We start from the raw sequence: 15,776 nt of genomic DNA, 5'->3' as shown, positions 1-15,776 counted from the left end.
GTATGCAGGTCAGTTGCCGGTGACGCCATGCGGCGCATTTTCGGCGATCTCGCGGGCGGCGCCATAATCGCGCTCGTGGGCGGAGCGGAAGCGGTGTTCGGTGCGGCCGGTCAGATCACGATAGTAGCGGTCGGTCATGCCATCGGCATAGGTGCCGGTATCGGCGTCGAATTCTTCAGTCGACGGCTTGATCGAGAAAAATTTGAACATCTTTGAGGCCCTCCACGGCGTGCTATCAATCCGGACGTGTCGTTCGGTTCCTTCTCCAAGATCATTATAATGAAAAAATTAACCATGTTTAAACAAACGGCATGTGTTTGGCTGCATGCCGTCTGATTGCTTAAGATTTTCATGCCTGGTGCAAAAGCAGCGCCAGCAACTGCTGCAGCGAAACGCCGCCCAGCGGCTGACCCTCCTGTGATATGACAGCGGCAGAGGAGACGTCAGCGCGAGACATTTCGCGCAATGCCCCTTCGATATCCATCTCTTCGGAAAGCTGCAGCTGGCTTTCGACCGGGATTTGCTTCGCGACGGCACCGATCTTGATGACCCGGCCGCGATTGACCTCCTTCACAAAGGCGGCAATGTAATCATTGGCGGGATTGAGGACGATTTCCGCCGCCGAACCCTGCTGGATGACTTCACCGTCGCGCAGGATGGCGATTTTCTCCCCGAGCCGGAGAGCTTCGTCGAGATCGTGGGTGATGAAGACCACCGTTTTCTTCAGGTCCTTCTGCAGATCGAGGAGGACGGTCTGCATGTCGACGCGGATCAATGGATCGAGCGCCGAATAAGCCTCGTCCATCAGCAGGATTTCGGCATCATTGGTGAGTGCACGCGCCAGGCCGACACGCTGCTGCATGCCGCCGGAGAGCTGATTCGGATAGTGCCCATCAAAGCCATCCAGGCCGACGCGCTTGATCCAGGCATTGGCCCGCTCTTCACGCTCCGCCTTCGCGACGCCCTGGATCTCCAGACCGTAGACGGTGTTTTGCAGCACGTTGCGATGCGGCAGCAGGCCGAAACGCTGGAAGACCATCGCGGTCTTCCGCCGGCGGAATTCGCGAAGCTGCAAGGCATCCATGCGGCAGACATCCTCGCCGCCACAGAGGACTTCGCCGGAAGTCGGGTCGATCAGCCGGTTGATGTGGCGGATCAGCGTCGATTTGCCAGAGCCGGAAAGACCCATGATGACGGTGATCTTGCCGCCGGGGATGGTGATGTTGATGTCTTTCAGCCCCAGCACATGACCATGCACTTTGTTGAGCTCGGTCTTCGACATGCCCTTGCTGACGGCTTCCACATAGTCGCGGCCGTTCGGGCCGAAGATCTTGAAGAGGCTCCGGATCTCGATCGAATTACTAGCCATGCACGATCTCCCGGTGCTTCTGGAGTCGCAGGCCATAGGCCTGGCTGATCCGGTCGAAAATGATGGCAATGCCGACGATTGCGAGACCGTTGAAGACGCCGAGGGTGAAATACTGGTTGGAGATGGCCTTGAGAACCGGCTGGCCAAGCCCTTGAACGCCGATCATGGAGGCGATGACCACCATGGCGAGCGCCATCATGATCGTCTGGTTGATGCCGGCCATGATGGTTGGCAGCGCCAGCGGCAGCTGGACGTTACGAAGCTTCTGCCAGCTCGACGAACCGAAGGCATCGGCTGCCTCCAGCACATTCTCGTCCACCATGCGAATGCCGAGATTGGTGAGGCGGATCATCGGCGGCAGGGCGTAGATGACGACGGCAATGACACCAGGCACGCGACCGATGCCGAGAAGCATGACGACGGGGATCAGGTAGACGAAGCTCGGCATGGTCTGCATGACGTCGAGGATCGGATTGACGATCCTCTGCATCGCATTCGACCGCGCCATCAGGATGCCGAGCGGCAGGCCGATCACGATCGAAAGCACGGTACAGACGAAGATCATCGACACGGTCTTCATCGTATCCTGCCACATGTCGAAATAGCCGATGACGAGAAGCGTCAGAACGCAGCCGACAACGACCTTCCAGCTGCGGCTGGCAAACCAGGCAATGGCGGCAAAAACAATCAGAATGATTGGCCAGGGTGTGCCGGTCAGCAGCCGTTCGGCCCAGATAAGAAAACTCTGCAGCGGGCTGAAGGCTGCCTCGATGCTGTCGCCATAGGCGCGTGTGAAAGCACGAAATCCTTCATCGACGCTCTTCTTCAGCTCGCGCAGCACGTCGTCATTCATTGTCGGAAATTTCCAGAGCCAATCCATAGCCGTTCCCAAAATAGATAGCGGCGGCGGCCGATTGTTGTTTTGGCCGTCGCGCCGAAGGATTGTCTGGGCAGCGGCAACGCTGCCCATGTCATGTCTGAGTGATTAGAGCGAAGCCTTGATCTTTTCGGCGGCTTCCGGGGAGACCCAGTCCTTCCAGAGAGGCTCATTATTCTTCAGGAAGTATTTGGCACCGTCTTCGCCGGTTGCCTGATTGTCGGTCATCCAGGCGATCAGCTTGTTGACGGTGTCATTGGTCCAGGCGCGCTTCTTCAGGTAATCGATGGCAGGGCCGCCGCGATCGGCAAAACTCTTGCTGATCAGCGTCTGCACGTCATCGGCCGGCCAGGCATTCGGCTTGGGATCGGCACAATCGGCAATCGAGGTGCAACGCTTCCATTCGGCCGCGTCATATTCCGTGCCGTATCCGAGTTTGACCATCTCATATTTGCCGAGCAGCGAGGTCGGCGCCCAATAATAGCCGACCCAGGGCTGCTTGCCTTCATAGGCCTTGGCGATCGAGCCATCGAGTCCTGCGGCAGACCCGGTATCAACGAGCGTAAAGCCTGCTTTCTCGCCATCATAGGCCTTGAAGAGCTGCGCGGTGACGACAGTGCCGCCCCAGCCCTGAGGGCCGTTGAAGACCGCGCCCTTGCTCTTGTCTTCCGGTGCCGGGAAGAGTTCGGGATGCTTGAGAAGGTCGGGGATGGTCTTAACGTCGGGGTGGGCGTCGGCGATGTATTTGGGGATCCACCAGCCCTGGATTGCGCCATCGGAGAGGATCTTGGCGCCTGCGACGACCTTGCCGCCTTCAAGGCCACGCTTCACCAACTCCGGCTGAAGGCTGACCCAGGCTTCCGGGGCGATATCCGGTTCGCCTTTTTCTGCCATGGAGGTCAGGGTAGGGACGGTATCGCCAGTGACGATTTCGGCCGTGCAGCCGTACCCTTCCTCAAGAATGATCTTGTCGAGGCTTGCGGCGACTTCCGCGGACTGCCAGTTCATGCTCGCGATCGTGACATTGCCGCAATCGGCTGCAAAAACGCTGCCGCTCGCGAGCATCGTGCCGGCTGCGAAGATGGTGGATGCCAAAAGTACTTTCATTTTTTTGTTCCCTCTGGTCGCGATGCATCTTAACCCGGGCGCCGGCGGCACCGCGTGCGCCGACCCTTGCATTGAGCCTGCTTTAGGACCGCAACGGCCATTCTGGTTGCGTCAGAAAATGGCGTATTAGAGCCTTCTTTCAAGGCTGTCTTAAATACGGCGTCGCTGACGGAACGATGGTGGGGCCTAGTCGCGCCTTGGTTGCGCGTTTCGTTCTAAGGGGCTATCGGCCAAGAGTTCAGACCACCATTCGATTGCGACGGATGGTCCGCGAGAATCGCTTCAGACAGACGCGTCAACACTCTCGTCCTCTGTGCGCCTGGCAGATTTTCCACCGCTGCTTCGTTTTCCACAACCGTAAAACTACGGCTCATCGACGCGCTTGCCAGAAGTTGGATACTAATATATTACTTTTACATCAGACCGGCTGGAGGCGGTCCTCGATGATTTCAAACACTCGATTGCTGATCTGTTGCTTGGAAGGAATGCGATGAATTCGCCCTCCGGAATCGCGCGCAAGAAGCGCTCCCTGCAAGGAGTCACGGTGCTTTCTCATCAGCGGGCGGCTGCCCCGCGGGCAGCGACGCTGGTCTACAATGCACTTCTCGATGACATCGTCTCGCTGCGTCGCAAGCCGATGGAACTGCTGAACGAGAAGGAGCTCGAAGCGCAGTTCGGCGTCAGCCGCACGCCGATCCGCGAGGCGATTATCCGACTTGCTGATGACGGCCTTGTTGATGTCTTCCCGCAATCCGGCACTTTCGTCTCCCGTATTCCGCGCCGCGCGCTTTACGAAGCGATCCTGGTGCGCAAGGCGCTGGAGGACACGACGGTTTCGATCGCGGTCGAGAAGATGACGCCGGCGGGCCTGCGTGCGCTGGAGCGCAATCTCGCTGATCTTGATGCCTGCCACCGCGAAGGCGATGTCGCGACCTTCCACGTCATCGACAATGATTTCCACCAACTGATCAGCAATATCGCCGGCTTTCCCGGCATCTGGGCGATCATCCAGCAAGTCAAGGTTCATAGCGATCGTTACCGCCTGCTGACGCTGCCGCAGCAGGGCCGTCTGACGCGCGTCATCGAGGAACATGCCGCGGTCATCGATTGCATGCGAGCCGGCGACAAGGACGGCGCGAAGGCGGCGATGGAGTTCCATCTCGGCAAGCTGCTGCACGAAGTCGAAGAGGCAGAGATGCTCGACCCAGCCTATTTCATTGAGGATGCCCCGTACGCGGCGGCATCCGGAGGAGAGAAGGACAATTCCAATGCAGATTGACGTACGACACGCCTCCCATCCTGAAGCTGTCAGGGACTTCGATACGGAAACGCTGCGGCGCCACTTCCTGGTCGAGACGGTTTTTACGCCTGGCGAGATCAGCCTGACCTATTCGCATTATGACCGCATGGTCATCGGCGGCGCTGCGCCGCTCGGCACGGCTCTGGTACTCACGGCGCCAAAGGCGATCGGCCAGGACACGTTTCTGGCAGAGCGTGAACTTGGCGTTCTGAATGTCGGCAGTTCCGGCAGCGTGATCGTCGACGGCACGACCTACACTTTGGCAAAGTATGACTGCCTCTATGTCGGCAGGGGCGCCGTCGATATCAGTTTCGAAAGTGCCGAGGCTGCCAATCCGGCAAAATTCTATCTGGTCTCGACGCCGGCCCATGCCAGCCACCCGACCGTGCTACTGACGCGCGACAAGGCGCGGCATCTGACGCCGGGCGAGGCGGCAACCGCCAACAAGCGTTCGATCTACCAGTATATCCATCCAGAGGTTTGCCAGTCCTGCCAGCTCACCATGGGCTTCACCAGCCTGGAGACCGGCAGCATCTGGAACACCATGCCGAGCCACACGCACGACCGGCGCACGGAAGCCTATCTCTATTTCGACCTCGATGCCGATCAGCGCGTCTTCCATTTCATGGGCGAGCCGCAGGAAACGCGTCACATGCTCGTCGCCAACGAGCAGGCGATCATCTCGCCGCCTTGGTCGATCCATTCCGGCGCCGGCACCAAGAATTATAGCTTCATCTGGGCGATGGCTGGCGACAACAAGAGCTTCACCGATATGGATCATATCGCCATCGGCGATCTCAGGTGATGGCGATGCAGGTTCTTTTCGACCTCTCGGGAAAAACTGCCGTCGTCACTGGCGCCAATACCGGCATCGGGCAGGGCATCGCCGTCGCGCTGGCTGAGGCAGGTGCTTCGATCGTCGCCGTCGGCCGTTCGCCGATGGATGAGACCGAAGCCTTGGTCGCGAAGGCGGGAGCGACATTCCATGTCATCAAGGCCGATCTCGGTACGATCGAGCCGGTCAAGCCGATCGTTGCGGAGGCGCTGGAACGCTTCGGAGCGCTCGATATCCTCGTCAACAATGCGGGCATCATCCGCCGTGCCGACGCGATCGACTTTACCGAGGAAGACTGGGACGCGGTGATGAACGTCAACCTGAAGACGGCATTTTTCCTGTCTCAGGCGGCTGCCCGTCACATGCTCGAAAAAAGGCGCGGCAAGATCATAAACATCGCCTCGCTGCTCTCCTTTCAGGGCGGCATCCGCATCCCGTCCTACACGGCCTCGAAAAGCGGCCTTGCAGGTCTGACCCGGCTGCTCGCCTGCGAATGGGCGGGCAAAGGTGTGAACGTCAATGCCATCGCCCCCGGCTATTTCGTGACCAATAACACGACGGCGCTGCGCGAAGATGCCGATCGCAATGCCAGCATCCTGGCCCGCATACCGGCCGGCCGATGGGGCGAGCCCGGCGATATCGGCGGTGCCGCCGTGTTCCTGGCATCGGCGGCATCCGATTATGTGCATGGCACGGTGCTGCCGGTCGACGGAGGCTGGCTGGCGCGCTGACGCGACAGCCGCGAGGAGACATGACGTTTTCCTGCGGGAAGGCAAGGTCGCGTCAGTGGAGTTGGCGTGGCCGGAATGGAGGAGGACATGCAGTACCAGTTCGATTTTTCGGCCTTGCTGCCCTATTGGAGCGATTTCCTGTCAGGCGCGCTCGTCACGATCGAGATCACCGTCTTTTCGGTGATCATCGGTCTGGTAATCGGCGTTGCCTGCGCGATCGCCCGCCGCTCGACTATCGGGCCGTTGCGTGCCCTCGTCAGTATCTATGTCGAGACGGTACGCAACACGCCCTTCATCGTGCAGATCTTCTTTATCTTCTTTGGTCTGTCCTCGGTCGGCATCCGTCTACCGATCATCGCGGCAGCCGTTTTCGCCATGGTCATCAATGTCGGGGCCTATACCGCCGAGATCGTACGCGCCGGCATGGATTCCATCCATCCGAGCCAGATCGAGGCGGCTGAAGCGCTTGGCCTGTCAAAGCTGCAGATCTATCGCGACATCATCCTTCTACCGGCAATCGAGCGCGTTTACCCGGCACTTTCCAGCCAGTTCATCCTGATGATGCTGTCGACCTCGATTGCCTCGCAGATATCGGCCGAGGAGTTGACGGGTGTCGCCAACAACATCCAGTCGAACACGTTCCGCTCGCTGGAAACCTACATGGTCGTCGCCGTTCTATACATCGCCATCACCTATCTGATGCGGGCAGGCTTCTACGGCCTCGGTCTCATCGCCTTCCCGCGCCGTCGCCGGCTCGGCACGTCGCTCTAGAGGTCGCCATGCTCGGTGGGTTTTCCTTCAATCACCTGATCTATCTGCTGGATGGTCTCGTCTGGACGGTGGTGCTGTCTGCGCTCGCCTTCCTGCTGGGTGGCATTGCCGGCTTCTTCGTGATGCTGTGCCGCATCTCGCGCTTCCTGTGGCTGCGGCGCGCAGCCCTCATCTACATCCAGATCGTTCAGGGCACGCCGCTCCTGATCCAGATGTTCATCCTCTATTTCGGCCTTGGGGTCATCAATATCTCCGTGCCGCCGCTGGTCGCAGCCGGCCTCGGCATGATGATCTATTCGAGCTCCTATCTCGGAGAGATATGGCGCGGCTCGGTGGAATCCATTTCGCGCACGCAGTTCGAGGCGGCCGAATGCCTCGGCCTGACACGCTGGCAGGCGCTGCGGGATGTGATCCTGCCGCAGGCGCTGAGGATCGCCACGCCTCCGACGGTGGGTTTCCTCGTCCAGCTCGTCAAGAACACCTCGCTCGCCTCGGTCGTCGGCTTCCTGGAGCTGACGCGTGCAGCGCAGGTGATCAACAACTCCCTGTTCCAGCCCTTCCTGGTCTTCGGTATCGCAGCGCTTCTCTACTTCGCTGTCTGCTATCCGTTGTCGGTCTGGAGCCGCTCTCTCGAGAGGAAGCTCAATGTCGGTCGCCGTTAAACTCACCAATGTCGTCAAGCGTTTCGGCGCGCTGGAGGTGCTGAAGGGCGTCTCCTTCGAAATCAACGCCGGAGAAGTGGTGGCGCTGATCGGCCAGTCCGGCTCCGGCAAGAGTACGGCGCTTCGCTGCATCAATCGGCTGGAGACGATCCAGGACGGCTCGATCGAGGTCTGCGGCCATCGCGTCGAAGACCCGAAGCTCGATCTCAGGACATTGCGTCGTGATATCGGCATGGTGTTCCAGAGCTACAATCTCTTCCCGCATATGACGGTCGCGGAAAACATCATGCTGGCACTGCGCCGCGTGAAGGGCATGCGCAAGGACCAGGCCTTCGAGATCGCCAAGCAGGTACTCGCAAAGGTCGGCCTGTCGGAAAAGATCGATGCCTATCCGGAGCAACTGTCAGGTGGCCAGCAGCAGCGCGTCGCAATCGCCCGTTCGCTCGCCATGCAGCCCAAGGTGATGCTGTTCGACGAGGTGACCTCGGCTCTCGACCCGAAGCTGACGGGTGAAGTTCTACGCGTCATGGAAGATCTTGCGCGCGGCGGCATGACGATGATCGTCGTCACCCACGAGATGGGTTTTGCCAAGCGCGCCGCCAACCGCGTCATCTACATGCACACCGGCAAGGTCTGGGAGACCGGTGGCGCCGACATTCTGAGCAAACCGCAGACGCCCGAACTCAAGGAGTTCATGGCTGCAGAGCTATAGAGCAATTCCAGCAAAACTGCGTAGCGGTTTTGCGTCCGGAATTGCGTGAAAACAAAGAGATGGAGCATTCCGCCATTCCAGAAAACGGGATGCTACAACCCCGTCATCGCGGGAGGAAATTGCCTGTCCCGGATGAGCCGGCACAGGTTTGAGAGGAGGCCCGACAGAGAGCGGGCAGAGGCAATCAGGTAGAGGAGACTTGGAGTATGCCGAAGACAATGATTTCGAAACTGGCACTGTTGGCGGGCGCGGGCCTGCTGGCGTTGGCAAGCGTTGCCCACGCCGATGTGCTCGACAATATCAAGAAGGCCGGCAAGGTTCGCATCGCGGTTGCGATGGGCATTCCGGAATATTCCTTCGTCGATGAAAACCTTAAGCCGACCGGCTCGGACGTCGAAACCGCGAAGCTGATTGCCAAGGATCTCGGTGTCAAACTGGAACTGGTGGAAATCACCAATGCTGCTCGTGTTCCCTCCGTGCAGACGGGCAAGGCCGATATGGTCGTCTCTTCGCTCGGCATTACCGAAGAGCGCAAGAAGGCGATCGATTATTCCGTTCCCTACGCGACGCTTGCGCTCGTCGTTGCCGCTCAGCCGAGCGTTGAGATCAAGAACTATGCCGATCTCGGCGGCAAACGCATCGGCGTCACCCGCGCCACAACAAATGACCAGGACATCACGGCCAATGCAAAGGATGCGGATATCGTCCGTTTCGAGGATGACGCAACACTGATCACCTCGGTCGTCTCGGGTCAGGTCGATATTCTCTCCAGCCAGTCGGCCGTCATCAACGGCATCAACAAGAAGATGGCCGATCATCCGCTGCAGGTGAAGTTCACCCAGAAGGAAACCAACCTCGGCATCGGTATTCCGAAGGGCGAAGCCGGCCTCAAGACTTGGCTCGACCAGTGGGTGAAGACCAATTTCGACAACAAGGTGCTGCGCGATATCTATCGCAAGTACCACAATGCAGAACTGCCCGACGATCTGACCTCGCGTTGATCGGATAGAAGCGTTGGCGCCTAACGGCGCGGCCCTCGAAGATCGGTCACTTCCACCAATCCTGTCGCCGCGGTCCTCGGGCCGCGGCGTTCGATTTTATGCGCCTGAATATCCAGCCTGTCATACGCCCTGCGTCCATCGATACCCGCGGCGACTTTGTCTTCTGTAAAATGTTGACGATTTATCGATAATTTCTTAGTGATATTGGAAACGAACGGCGGAGGCGATTTTGTCGGGCATTGCGGCTGGTAGCTGGGACTTCTGGATCGACCGTGGAGGCACCTTCACCGATATTGTCGGGCGCGACCCCTCCGGTGCCCTGCATGCCCGCAAAGTGCTGTCCGAAAATCCGGAAGCCTATCGCGATGCCGCCGTCCACGGCATTCGCCTGCATCTCGGCCTGAGCGCGGATGAACCAATCCCGACCGGGCTGATCGACGAGGTGCGCATGGGCACCACCGTCGCCACCAATGCGCTTCTGGAGCGCAAGGGCGAACGTCTGGCGCTGGTAACGACAAAGGGTTTCCGTGACGCTCTGCGCATCGGTTATCAGGAGCGCAAGAAGATCTTTGCGACCGAGATCATCAAGCCGGAAGCGCTCTATCAGGATGTGGTCGAGCTCGAAGAGCGCGTATTGGCCGACGGTACCGTCGAGACAAAGCTCGACGAGGCCGCGACCGAAGCGGCCCTGCGCGATCTGCGCGCCAAGGGTTATCGCGCCGTCGCCATCGTCTTCATGCACGCCTATAAATATCCTGATCATGAGGCAGTCGCTGCGCGCATAGCCCGCGCCATCGGCTTCGAACAGGTTTCCGTCAGTCACGAGGTCTCGCCGCTGATCAAGCTGGTCGGCCGTGGCGATACGACCGTTGTCGACGCCTATCTTTCGCCGGTGCTTGGCCGCTATGTCAGTCAGGTCTCGGACGAACTTGACGTGGCGCGTACCGGCGCGCGCGTCATGTTCATGATGTCTTCGGGCGGCCTGACTGCAGCCAACATGTTTCAGGGCAAGGATGCGATCCTGTCCGGTCCGGCCGGCGGTGTGGTCGGTCTTGCCAAGACCGGCGAGCAGGCGGGTTTCGGCCACGTAATCGGCTTCGATATGGGTGGCACCTCGACAGACGTCGCACATTTCGACGGCGAGTATGAGCGGGCCTTCGAGACGGAAGTCGCCGGTGTTCGTGTGCGCGCGCCAATGATGCTGATCCATACGGTGGCGGCCGGCGGCGGTTCGATCCTGCATTTCGAAAGCGGCCGTTTCCGCGTCGGGCCCGATTCCGCCGGCGCTTTCCCAGGTCCAGCCTGCTACCGCAATGGCGGCCCGCTTGCGGTGACCGATGCCAATGTCATGGCCGGCAAGCTGTTGCCGGATTTCTTCCCGGCAATCTTCGGCCCGAACCAGGATAAGCCGCTCGACGTCGCGACGGTGCGGCAGAAGTTCGCCGAGCTGGCAGCCGAGATCGGCGACGGGCGCAGCCCCGAAGAAGTGGCTGACGGCTTCATCCGCATTGCTGTCGCCAATATGGTCGAGGCGATCAAGAAGATTTCCGTGCAGCGCGGTTATGACGTGACGCGTTATGCGCTCAATTGCTTCGGTGGCGCTGGCGGCCAGCATGCCTGCCTGGTCGCCGACGCGCTCGGAATGAAGAGCATCCTGCTGCATCCGTTGTCGGGGTTGCTGTCGGCCTATGGCATGGGTCTCGCCGATATCCGCTCCACGCGTCAAAAGGCGCTCGGTGTGACGCTCGATGCGGCCGCACCCGCAGAGATGACCGCGCTTGGCAGGCAATTGCAGGGTGAATGCCAGCCGGAGCTGGTGGCGCAGGGCGTCGAGGCCGGCAAGATCAAGACGGTGTTGCGCGCTCATATCCGCTATGCCGGCACCGATACTCTACTGGCCGTCGAGGCACTGTTCCCGCAAACTGATGACGCGGCGCGCCTTCGCAAGGAGTTCGAGATCCTGCACAAGCGCCGTTTCGGCTTCGTTGCCGAGGACAAGCCGCTGGTCGTGGAAGCCGTCGAGGTCGAATGCATCGGCGGTGCCGCCGCCGAAATCGATGTCGATCGCGGGGAAGCAGGTGAGGGCGAGGCTTCGCCCATCCGGCGAACCCTGTTCCATTCGCAGGGTGAAAGCCATGATGCGGCGGTCGTCCTGCGTGATCGTATCCTCCCCGGCCAGACCGTGACCGGGCCGGCCATCATCATCGAACCGAACCAGACCATCGTCGTGGAAGATGGCTGGCAGGCGAAGCTGACGGCGCGCGATCATGTCGTGCTGACCCGCATCAAGGCGCTGCCCGAGCGCACGGCGATCGGCACCAAGGCCGATCCGGTCATGCTGGAGATTTTCAACAATCTCTTCATGTCGATTGCCGAGCAGATGGGGGTGACACTGCAGAACACCGCCTATTCCGTCAACATCAAGGAACGGCTCGATTTTTCCTGCGCCGTTTTCGATGCGGACGGCAATCTCGTTGCCAACGCGCCGCATATGCCTGTGCATCTCGGCTCCATGGATGCGTCGGTGGCGACCGCCATCCGCGAAAATCCGGTCATTCATCCGGGCGACGTCTTCCTGATCAATGCGCCCTACAACGGCGGCACGCACCTGCCTGACTTGACCGTCTGCACGCCCGTCTTCGATGATGCCGGTACGCGCATCCGCTTCTGGGTGGCGAGCCGCGGTCACCATGCCGATATCGGCGGGATCTCGCCGGGCTCGATGTCGCCGCTTGCGACGCACATCGAGGAGGAAGGCGTCTATATCGACAATTTCAAGCTTCTCGATCGCGGTAAATTCCGTGAGGATGCCCTTGCCGATCTCTTGACCGGCGCGCGCTATCCGGTGCGTACGCTGGCGCAGAACGTCAACGACCTGAAGGCGCAGGTTGCCGCCAATGAAAAGGGTGTGGCGGAGCTGAAGAAGATGATTGCACTCTTCGGTGAGGACGTGGTCGACGCCTATATGGGCCATGTGCAGGACAACGCCGCCGAAAGTGTTCGCCGCGTGCTCGACCGCCTGCCGGACGGCGAGTTTTCCTACGAGATGGATCAGGGCTGCAAGGTCGTCGTCAGGATTTCCATCGATCGGGAAAAGCGCGAAGCGACAGTCGATTTTACCGGGACCTCAGCGCAGCGCCCCGACAACTTCAATGCGCCGGCGCCGGTAACGCGGGCTGCCGTGCTCTATGTCTTCCGAGTGCTGGTCGAAGCGGATATTCCGATGAATGCCGGCTGCCTGCGGCCGATCCGTATCGTCATTCCCGATGGTACCATGCTGACGCCGGAATACCCGGCCGCCGTCGTTGCCGGCAATGTCGAAGTCAGCCAGGCCGTGACCAACTGCCTGATCGGCGCGGTCGGCGCCATGGCTGCTGCTCAGGGCACGATGAACAATCTGACTTTCGGCAATGACAAATACCAATATTACGAAACCATCTGCTCCGGTGCGCCGGCAGGCCCGGGGTTCAATGGTGCAGATGCCGTGCACACGCACATGACCAATTCACGCCTCACCGATCCGGAAATTCTGGAGAGCCGTTTCCCGGTCGTGCTGGAGGATTTCCATATCCGGCCGAATTCCGGCGGGCGCGGTCAGTGGCATGCCGGCAATGGCACGCAACGCACGATCCGCACGCTCGAGAAGCTGGAATTTGCCGTCCTCTCCGGCCATCGTCGCGTCGCGCCGTTCGGGCTGAAGGGTGGCGAAGACGGCCAGACCGGCCGCAATTATGTTCGCCGCAATGACGGTACGATCGATGAGCTGATCGGCGCTGCCCATACCGTGCTGGAAGCGGGCGAAGCCTTCACGATTGTGACCCCGACGGGTGGCGGATATGGGCCACGCAATGCCTGATATTGGTTCGGCTAAAACGGTTTAAAATCAATGGAATAGATGTTCGTTCCTGCATGTCGAACGTGCAGGAAAACAAGATCCGGGAAACGGCGGCGGAATAGAGGAATCTTAGCGATAATTTGTTGACAAATTATCGCTTCCAGCTAACCTGCCACACGTACTTCAGTTCTGAGATGAGAGAGTTCATTGGATAAACCGAAGGAACGAAAAGCGCCCCGCGAATTGATCGTGTCGTCCGCCCATCTGGCGCTCGGCAGTTCACCGGCCCTCTCCGAATTAGAGTACGGATCGATCCTCTTTTCTCACGCTTTCAATCGCTGGATGGTGCGCTGCATGGCGGCTGCCGGCGTGCCGAGCCTGTCGCCGGTCGAGATCCTGATCATCCATTCCGTGCGTCATCGCGGTCGTCCGAAGACGCTCTCCGATCTCTGCCTCGTGCTCGATATCGAAGACACACATGTCGCCAATTATGCGGTCAAGAAGCTCGATGCGGCTGGCCTGGTGAAGACCGGGAAATCCGGCAAGGAAAAGGTGATCCAGGTCACCGACAAGGGCCTGGAAGCGCTGACCCGCTATTCGGAAATCCGCGAGCGGTTGCTGGTAGAGGCGACCAAGCTCTCGGGTCTTTCACAGGATGAACTTTCCGACATTGCCTCCCATCTGAGGGCCTTGTCGGGATACTACGAACAGGCAGCGAGGTCAGCGGCAACTTTATGAGTAGATCGACCGAGAGCAACAGCGCCGCCATCCCCGTCGTCCTCTCGGTCCGTTCACTATCCGTCGACTTCAAGTCCGGCCAGTTTCAGGCCGTCAAATCGCTGAGTTTCGACGTCAAGCCGGGCAAGACGCTCGCCATCGTCGGAGAATCCGGCTCGGGTAAATCGGTAACCTCGAGGGCGATCATGCGCCTCACCGATTTTTCGGGCGGCCGCATCAGCGGCGGCGAAATTGTCTTCCAGAGCCGCAATGGACCTCTCGATCTCGTCACCGCCAATCCCGATCGCATCCGGCAGATAAGGGGCGGGGAGATCGCGATGATCTTCCAGGAGCCGATGACCTCGCTCGATCCGGTCTTTTCGATCGGCGATCAGATTGTCGAAGCCATCCTCCTGCATCAGAAAACCACGCGCGCGGAAGCCAATCGTATTGCGCGGAATATGCTCGAAAAGGTTCGCATTCCCGACGCTGATGCAATGATGCAGCGCTATCCCCATCAGCTCTCCGGCGGCATGCGTCAGCGCGTGATGATCGCCATGGCGCTCTCCTGCCGTCCGAAGCTGTTGATTGCCGACGAGCCGACGACCGCGCTCGACGTGACGATCCAGGCGCAGATCCTCAATACGATCCGCGAGCTGCAGCGCGAACTCGGCATGGCGGTGATCTTCATCACCCATGATATGGGTGTCGTCGCCGAAATGGCCGATGATGTGATCGTGCTGCGTCACGGCGAGAAGCAGGAAGAGGCGCCGGTTCGGGCGCTGTTTTCCAATCCGCAGCATCCCTATACGCAGACCCTGCTTGCCGCCGTGCCGCGTCTCGGCAGCATGTCGGGCAAGGCGTCCCCGAACAGCGAGGCACTGGAAGCCGTTCGTTCCGATAGCAAGCCGCCGCTTCTGCAGGTCGATGGTCTCACGGCGCGTTTTGCCGCGCGCAGAAGCCTGTTTGGCAGGCTGACACATCGCATTCATGCGGTCGAAGGCATTTCCTTCGAGATCGCCGCGGGCGAAACGCTGGCGCTGGTCGGGGAATCCGGCAGCGGCAAATCGACGACCGGGCGAATGCTGCAGCAGATCATGGAGCCGACTGGCGGCAAGATCCGTTTCCGTGGCCGCGATATCTCTGAAATGGATCCGCGCGAGAAGCGCTCCCTGCTGCAGAAGGTCCAGTATATTTTCCAGGATCCCTATGCAGCGCTTGATCCGCGCCAACGGGCCGGCGCCAGCATTGCCGAGCCTATGATCGTTCACAAGCTGCAGCCGGACAAGGCGGCGATCGAGGCGCGAACGCTCGCTTTGCTTGATCGCGTCGGCCTTCCGCGCGACTACAGAACGCGGTTTCCACACGAGCTTTCCGGCGGCCAGCGCCAGCGTGTCTGCATCGCCCGGGCGCTTGCCAGCGATCCGGAACTGATCATCGCGGATGAATCCGTGTCGGCGCTCGATGTTTCGATCCAGGCGCAGATCCTGGACCTGCTTCTGGAACTGCAGCGGGAGCGCGGCCTTTCCTACCTTTTCATCACCCATGACATGGCTGTGGTCGAGAAGATCAGCCATCGTGTCGCGGTCATGTATCTCGGACAGATCGTCGAGATTGGCACCCGACAGGAAATATTCGAGAACCCGCAGCATCCCTATACGCGCAAGCTGCTGGCCGCGATCCCTGTGCCCGATCCCGATCGCAGCATCGACACCACGCTTTTGACCGGCGCGATACCGAGCCCGCTCCGCAAGATCGGCGATGAACCGGCGCTTCTGCAATATCGCCGTTTTTCGCCCTCGCACTTCGTTGCGGCCGAGCCGCAGAAGCTGTCCGAAACCCTCCCATAGGACAGACCG

The 15,776-nt window shown here is 60.0% G+C and carries 14 protein-coding genes; 10 read left to right on the top strand and 4 right to left on the bottom strand.

Annotation, left to right across the window (positions count from 1 at the left end; genetic code table 11):
* Positions 1-9: 9 nt before the first annotated feature.
* The 4 genes from AB4Z13_RS21625 to AB4Z13_RS21610 all read right to left on the bottom strand — a co-directional run bounded on the left by AB4Z13_RS21625 (position 10) and on the right by AB4Z13_RS21610 (position 3,353).
* Positions 10-210, bottom strand: coding sequence for a hypothetical protein (locus AB4Z13_RS21625; RefSeq protein ID WP_113320158.1), 201 nt, complete (start codon positions 208-210; stop codon positions 10-12).
* Between the two features lie 139 nt (positions 211-349).
* Positions 350-1,369 (bottom strand): quaternary amine ABC transporter ATP-binding protein, encoded by a 1,020-nt coding sequence (locus tag AB4Z13_RS21620; protein ID WP_113320157.1) that lies wholly within the window; start codon positions 1,367-1,369, stop codon positions 350-352.
* On the bottom strand, positions 1,362-2,249 hold the full coding sequence (locus AB4Z13_RS21615) for an ABC transporter permease (RefSeq protein ID WP_113320182.1): 888 nt from the start codon (positions 2,247-2,249) through the stop codon (positions 1,362-1,364). Before AB4Z13_RS21615 ends, AB4Z13_RS21620 begins: the two co-directional genes overlap by 8 nt.
* Before the next feature lie 105 nt (positions 2,250-2,354).
* Positions 2,355-3,353 (bottom strand): ABC transporter substrate-binding protein, encoded by a 999-nt coding sequence (locus AB4Z13_RS21610; protein WP_439017833.1) that lies wholly within the window; start codon positions 3,351-3,353, stop codon positions 2,355-2,357.
* A gap of 544 nt (positions 3,354-3,897) precedes the next feature.
* Here AB4Z13_RS21610 and AB4Z13_RS21605 point away from each other — a divergent pair.
* The 10 genes from AB4Z13_RS21605 (at position 3,898) to AB4Z13_RS21560 (ending at position 15,767) form a co-directional block, all read left to right on the top strand.
* On the top strand, positions 3,898-4,632 hold the full coding sequence (locus AB4Z13_RS21605; RefSeq protein ID WP_442206779.1) for a GntR family transcriptional regulator: 735 nt from the start codon (positions 3,898-3,900) through the stop codon (positions 4,630-4,632).
* Positions 4,622-5,458 carry a 5-dehydro-4-deoxy-D-glucuronate isomerase gene (gene kduI, locus AB4Z13_RS21600; protein WP_442206778.1) on the top strand — a complete coding sequence of 279 codons (837 nt, stop codon included), beginning with the start codon at positions 4,622-4,624 and terminating at the stop codon, positions 5,456-5,458. Before AB4Z13_RS21605 ends, kduI begins: the two co-directional genes overlap by 11 nt.
* Before the next feature lie 5 nt (positions 5,459-5,463).
* The gene (gene kduD / locus AB4Z13_RS21595) at positions 5,464-6,219 is read left to right on the top strand and encodes a 2-dehydro-3-deoxy-D-gluconate 5-dehydrogenase KduD (RefSeq protein ID WP_442206777.1); all 756 of its coding nucleotides are present in this window, start codon (positions 5,464-5,466) and stop codon (positions 6,217-6,219) included.
* Between the two features lie 87 nt (positions 6,220-6,306).
* The gene (locus AB4Z13_RS21590; RefSeq protein ID WP_442206850.1) at positions 6,307-6,990 is read left to right on the top strand and encodes an amino acid ABC transporter permease; all 684 of its coding nucleotides are present in this window, start codon (positions 6,307-6,309) and stop codon (positions 6,988-6,990) included.
* Between the two features lie 8 nt (positions 6,991-6,998).
* On the top strand, positions 6,999-7,652 hold the full coding sequence (locus tag AB4Z13_RS21585) for an amino acid ABC transporter permease (RefSeq protein WP_113208409.1): 654 nt from the start codon (positions 6,999-7,001) through the stop codon (positions 7,650-7,652).
* Positions 7,636-8,364, top strand: coding sequence for an amino acid ABC transporter ATP-binding protein (locus tag AB4Z13_RS21580; RefSeq protein ID WP_113320153.1), 729 nt, complete (start codon positions 7,636-7,638; stop codon positions 8,362-8,364). The genes AB4Z13_RS21585 and AB4Z13_RS21580 overlap by 17 nt, the downstream gene beginning before the upstream one ends.
* Positions 8,365-8,570: 206 nt before the next feature.
* Positions 8,571-9,365 (top strand): transporter substrate-binding domain-containing protein, encoded by a 795-nt coding sequence (locus AB4Z13_RS21575; RefSeq protein WP_442206776.1) that lies wholly within the window; start codon positions 8,571-8,573, stop codon positions 9,363-9,365.
* Positions 9,366-9,594: 229 nt separating this feature from the next.
* A complete protein-coding gene (locus AB4Z13_RS21570) occupies positions 9,595-13,221 on the top strand; it encodes a hydantoinase B/oxoprolinase family protein (RefSeq protein ID WP_162747903.1) in 3,627 nt (1,208 codons plus the stop codon).
* 186 nt (positions 13,222-13,407) lie between these two features.
* Positions 13,408-13,938 (top strand): winged helix DNA-binding protein, encoded by a 531-nt coding sequence (locus AB4Z13_RS21565; RefSeq protein WP_113320151.1) that lies wholly within the window; start codon positions 13,408-13,410, stop codon positions 13,936-13,938.
* Positions 13,935-15,767: an ABC transporter ATP-binding protein gene (locus AB4Z13_RS21560; RefSeq protein WP_442206775.1), complete on the top strand. Its 1,833-nt coding sequence runs from the start codon at positions 13,935-13,937 to the stop codon at positions 15,765-15,767. The genes AB4Z13_RS21565 and AB4Z13_RS21560 overlap by 4 nt, the downstream gene beginning before the upstream one ends.
* Positions 15,768-15,776 lie beyond the last annotated feature (9 nt).

It is taken from the genome of Rhizobium sp. YAF28 (assembly GCF_052113285.1).
Lineage (GTDB): Bacteria > Pseudomonadota > Alphaproteobacteria > Rhizobiales > Rhizobiaceae > Rhizobium.
The sequence above is the reverse complement of the archived record's forward strand: the minus strand, read 5'-3'. Positions and strand labels throughout refer to the sequence as shown.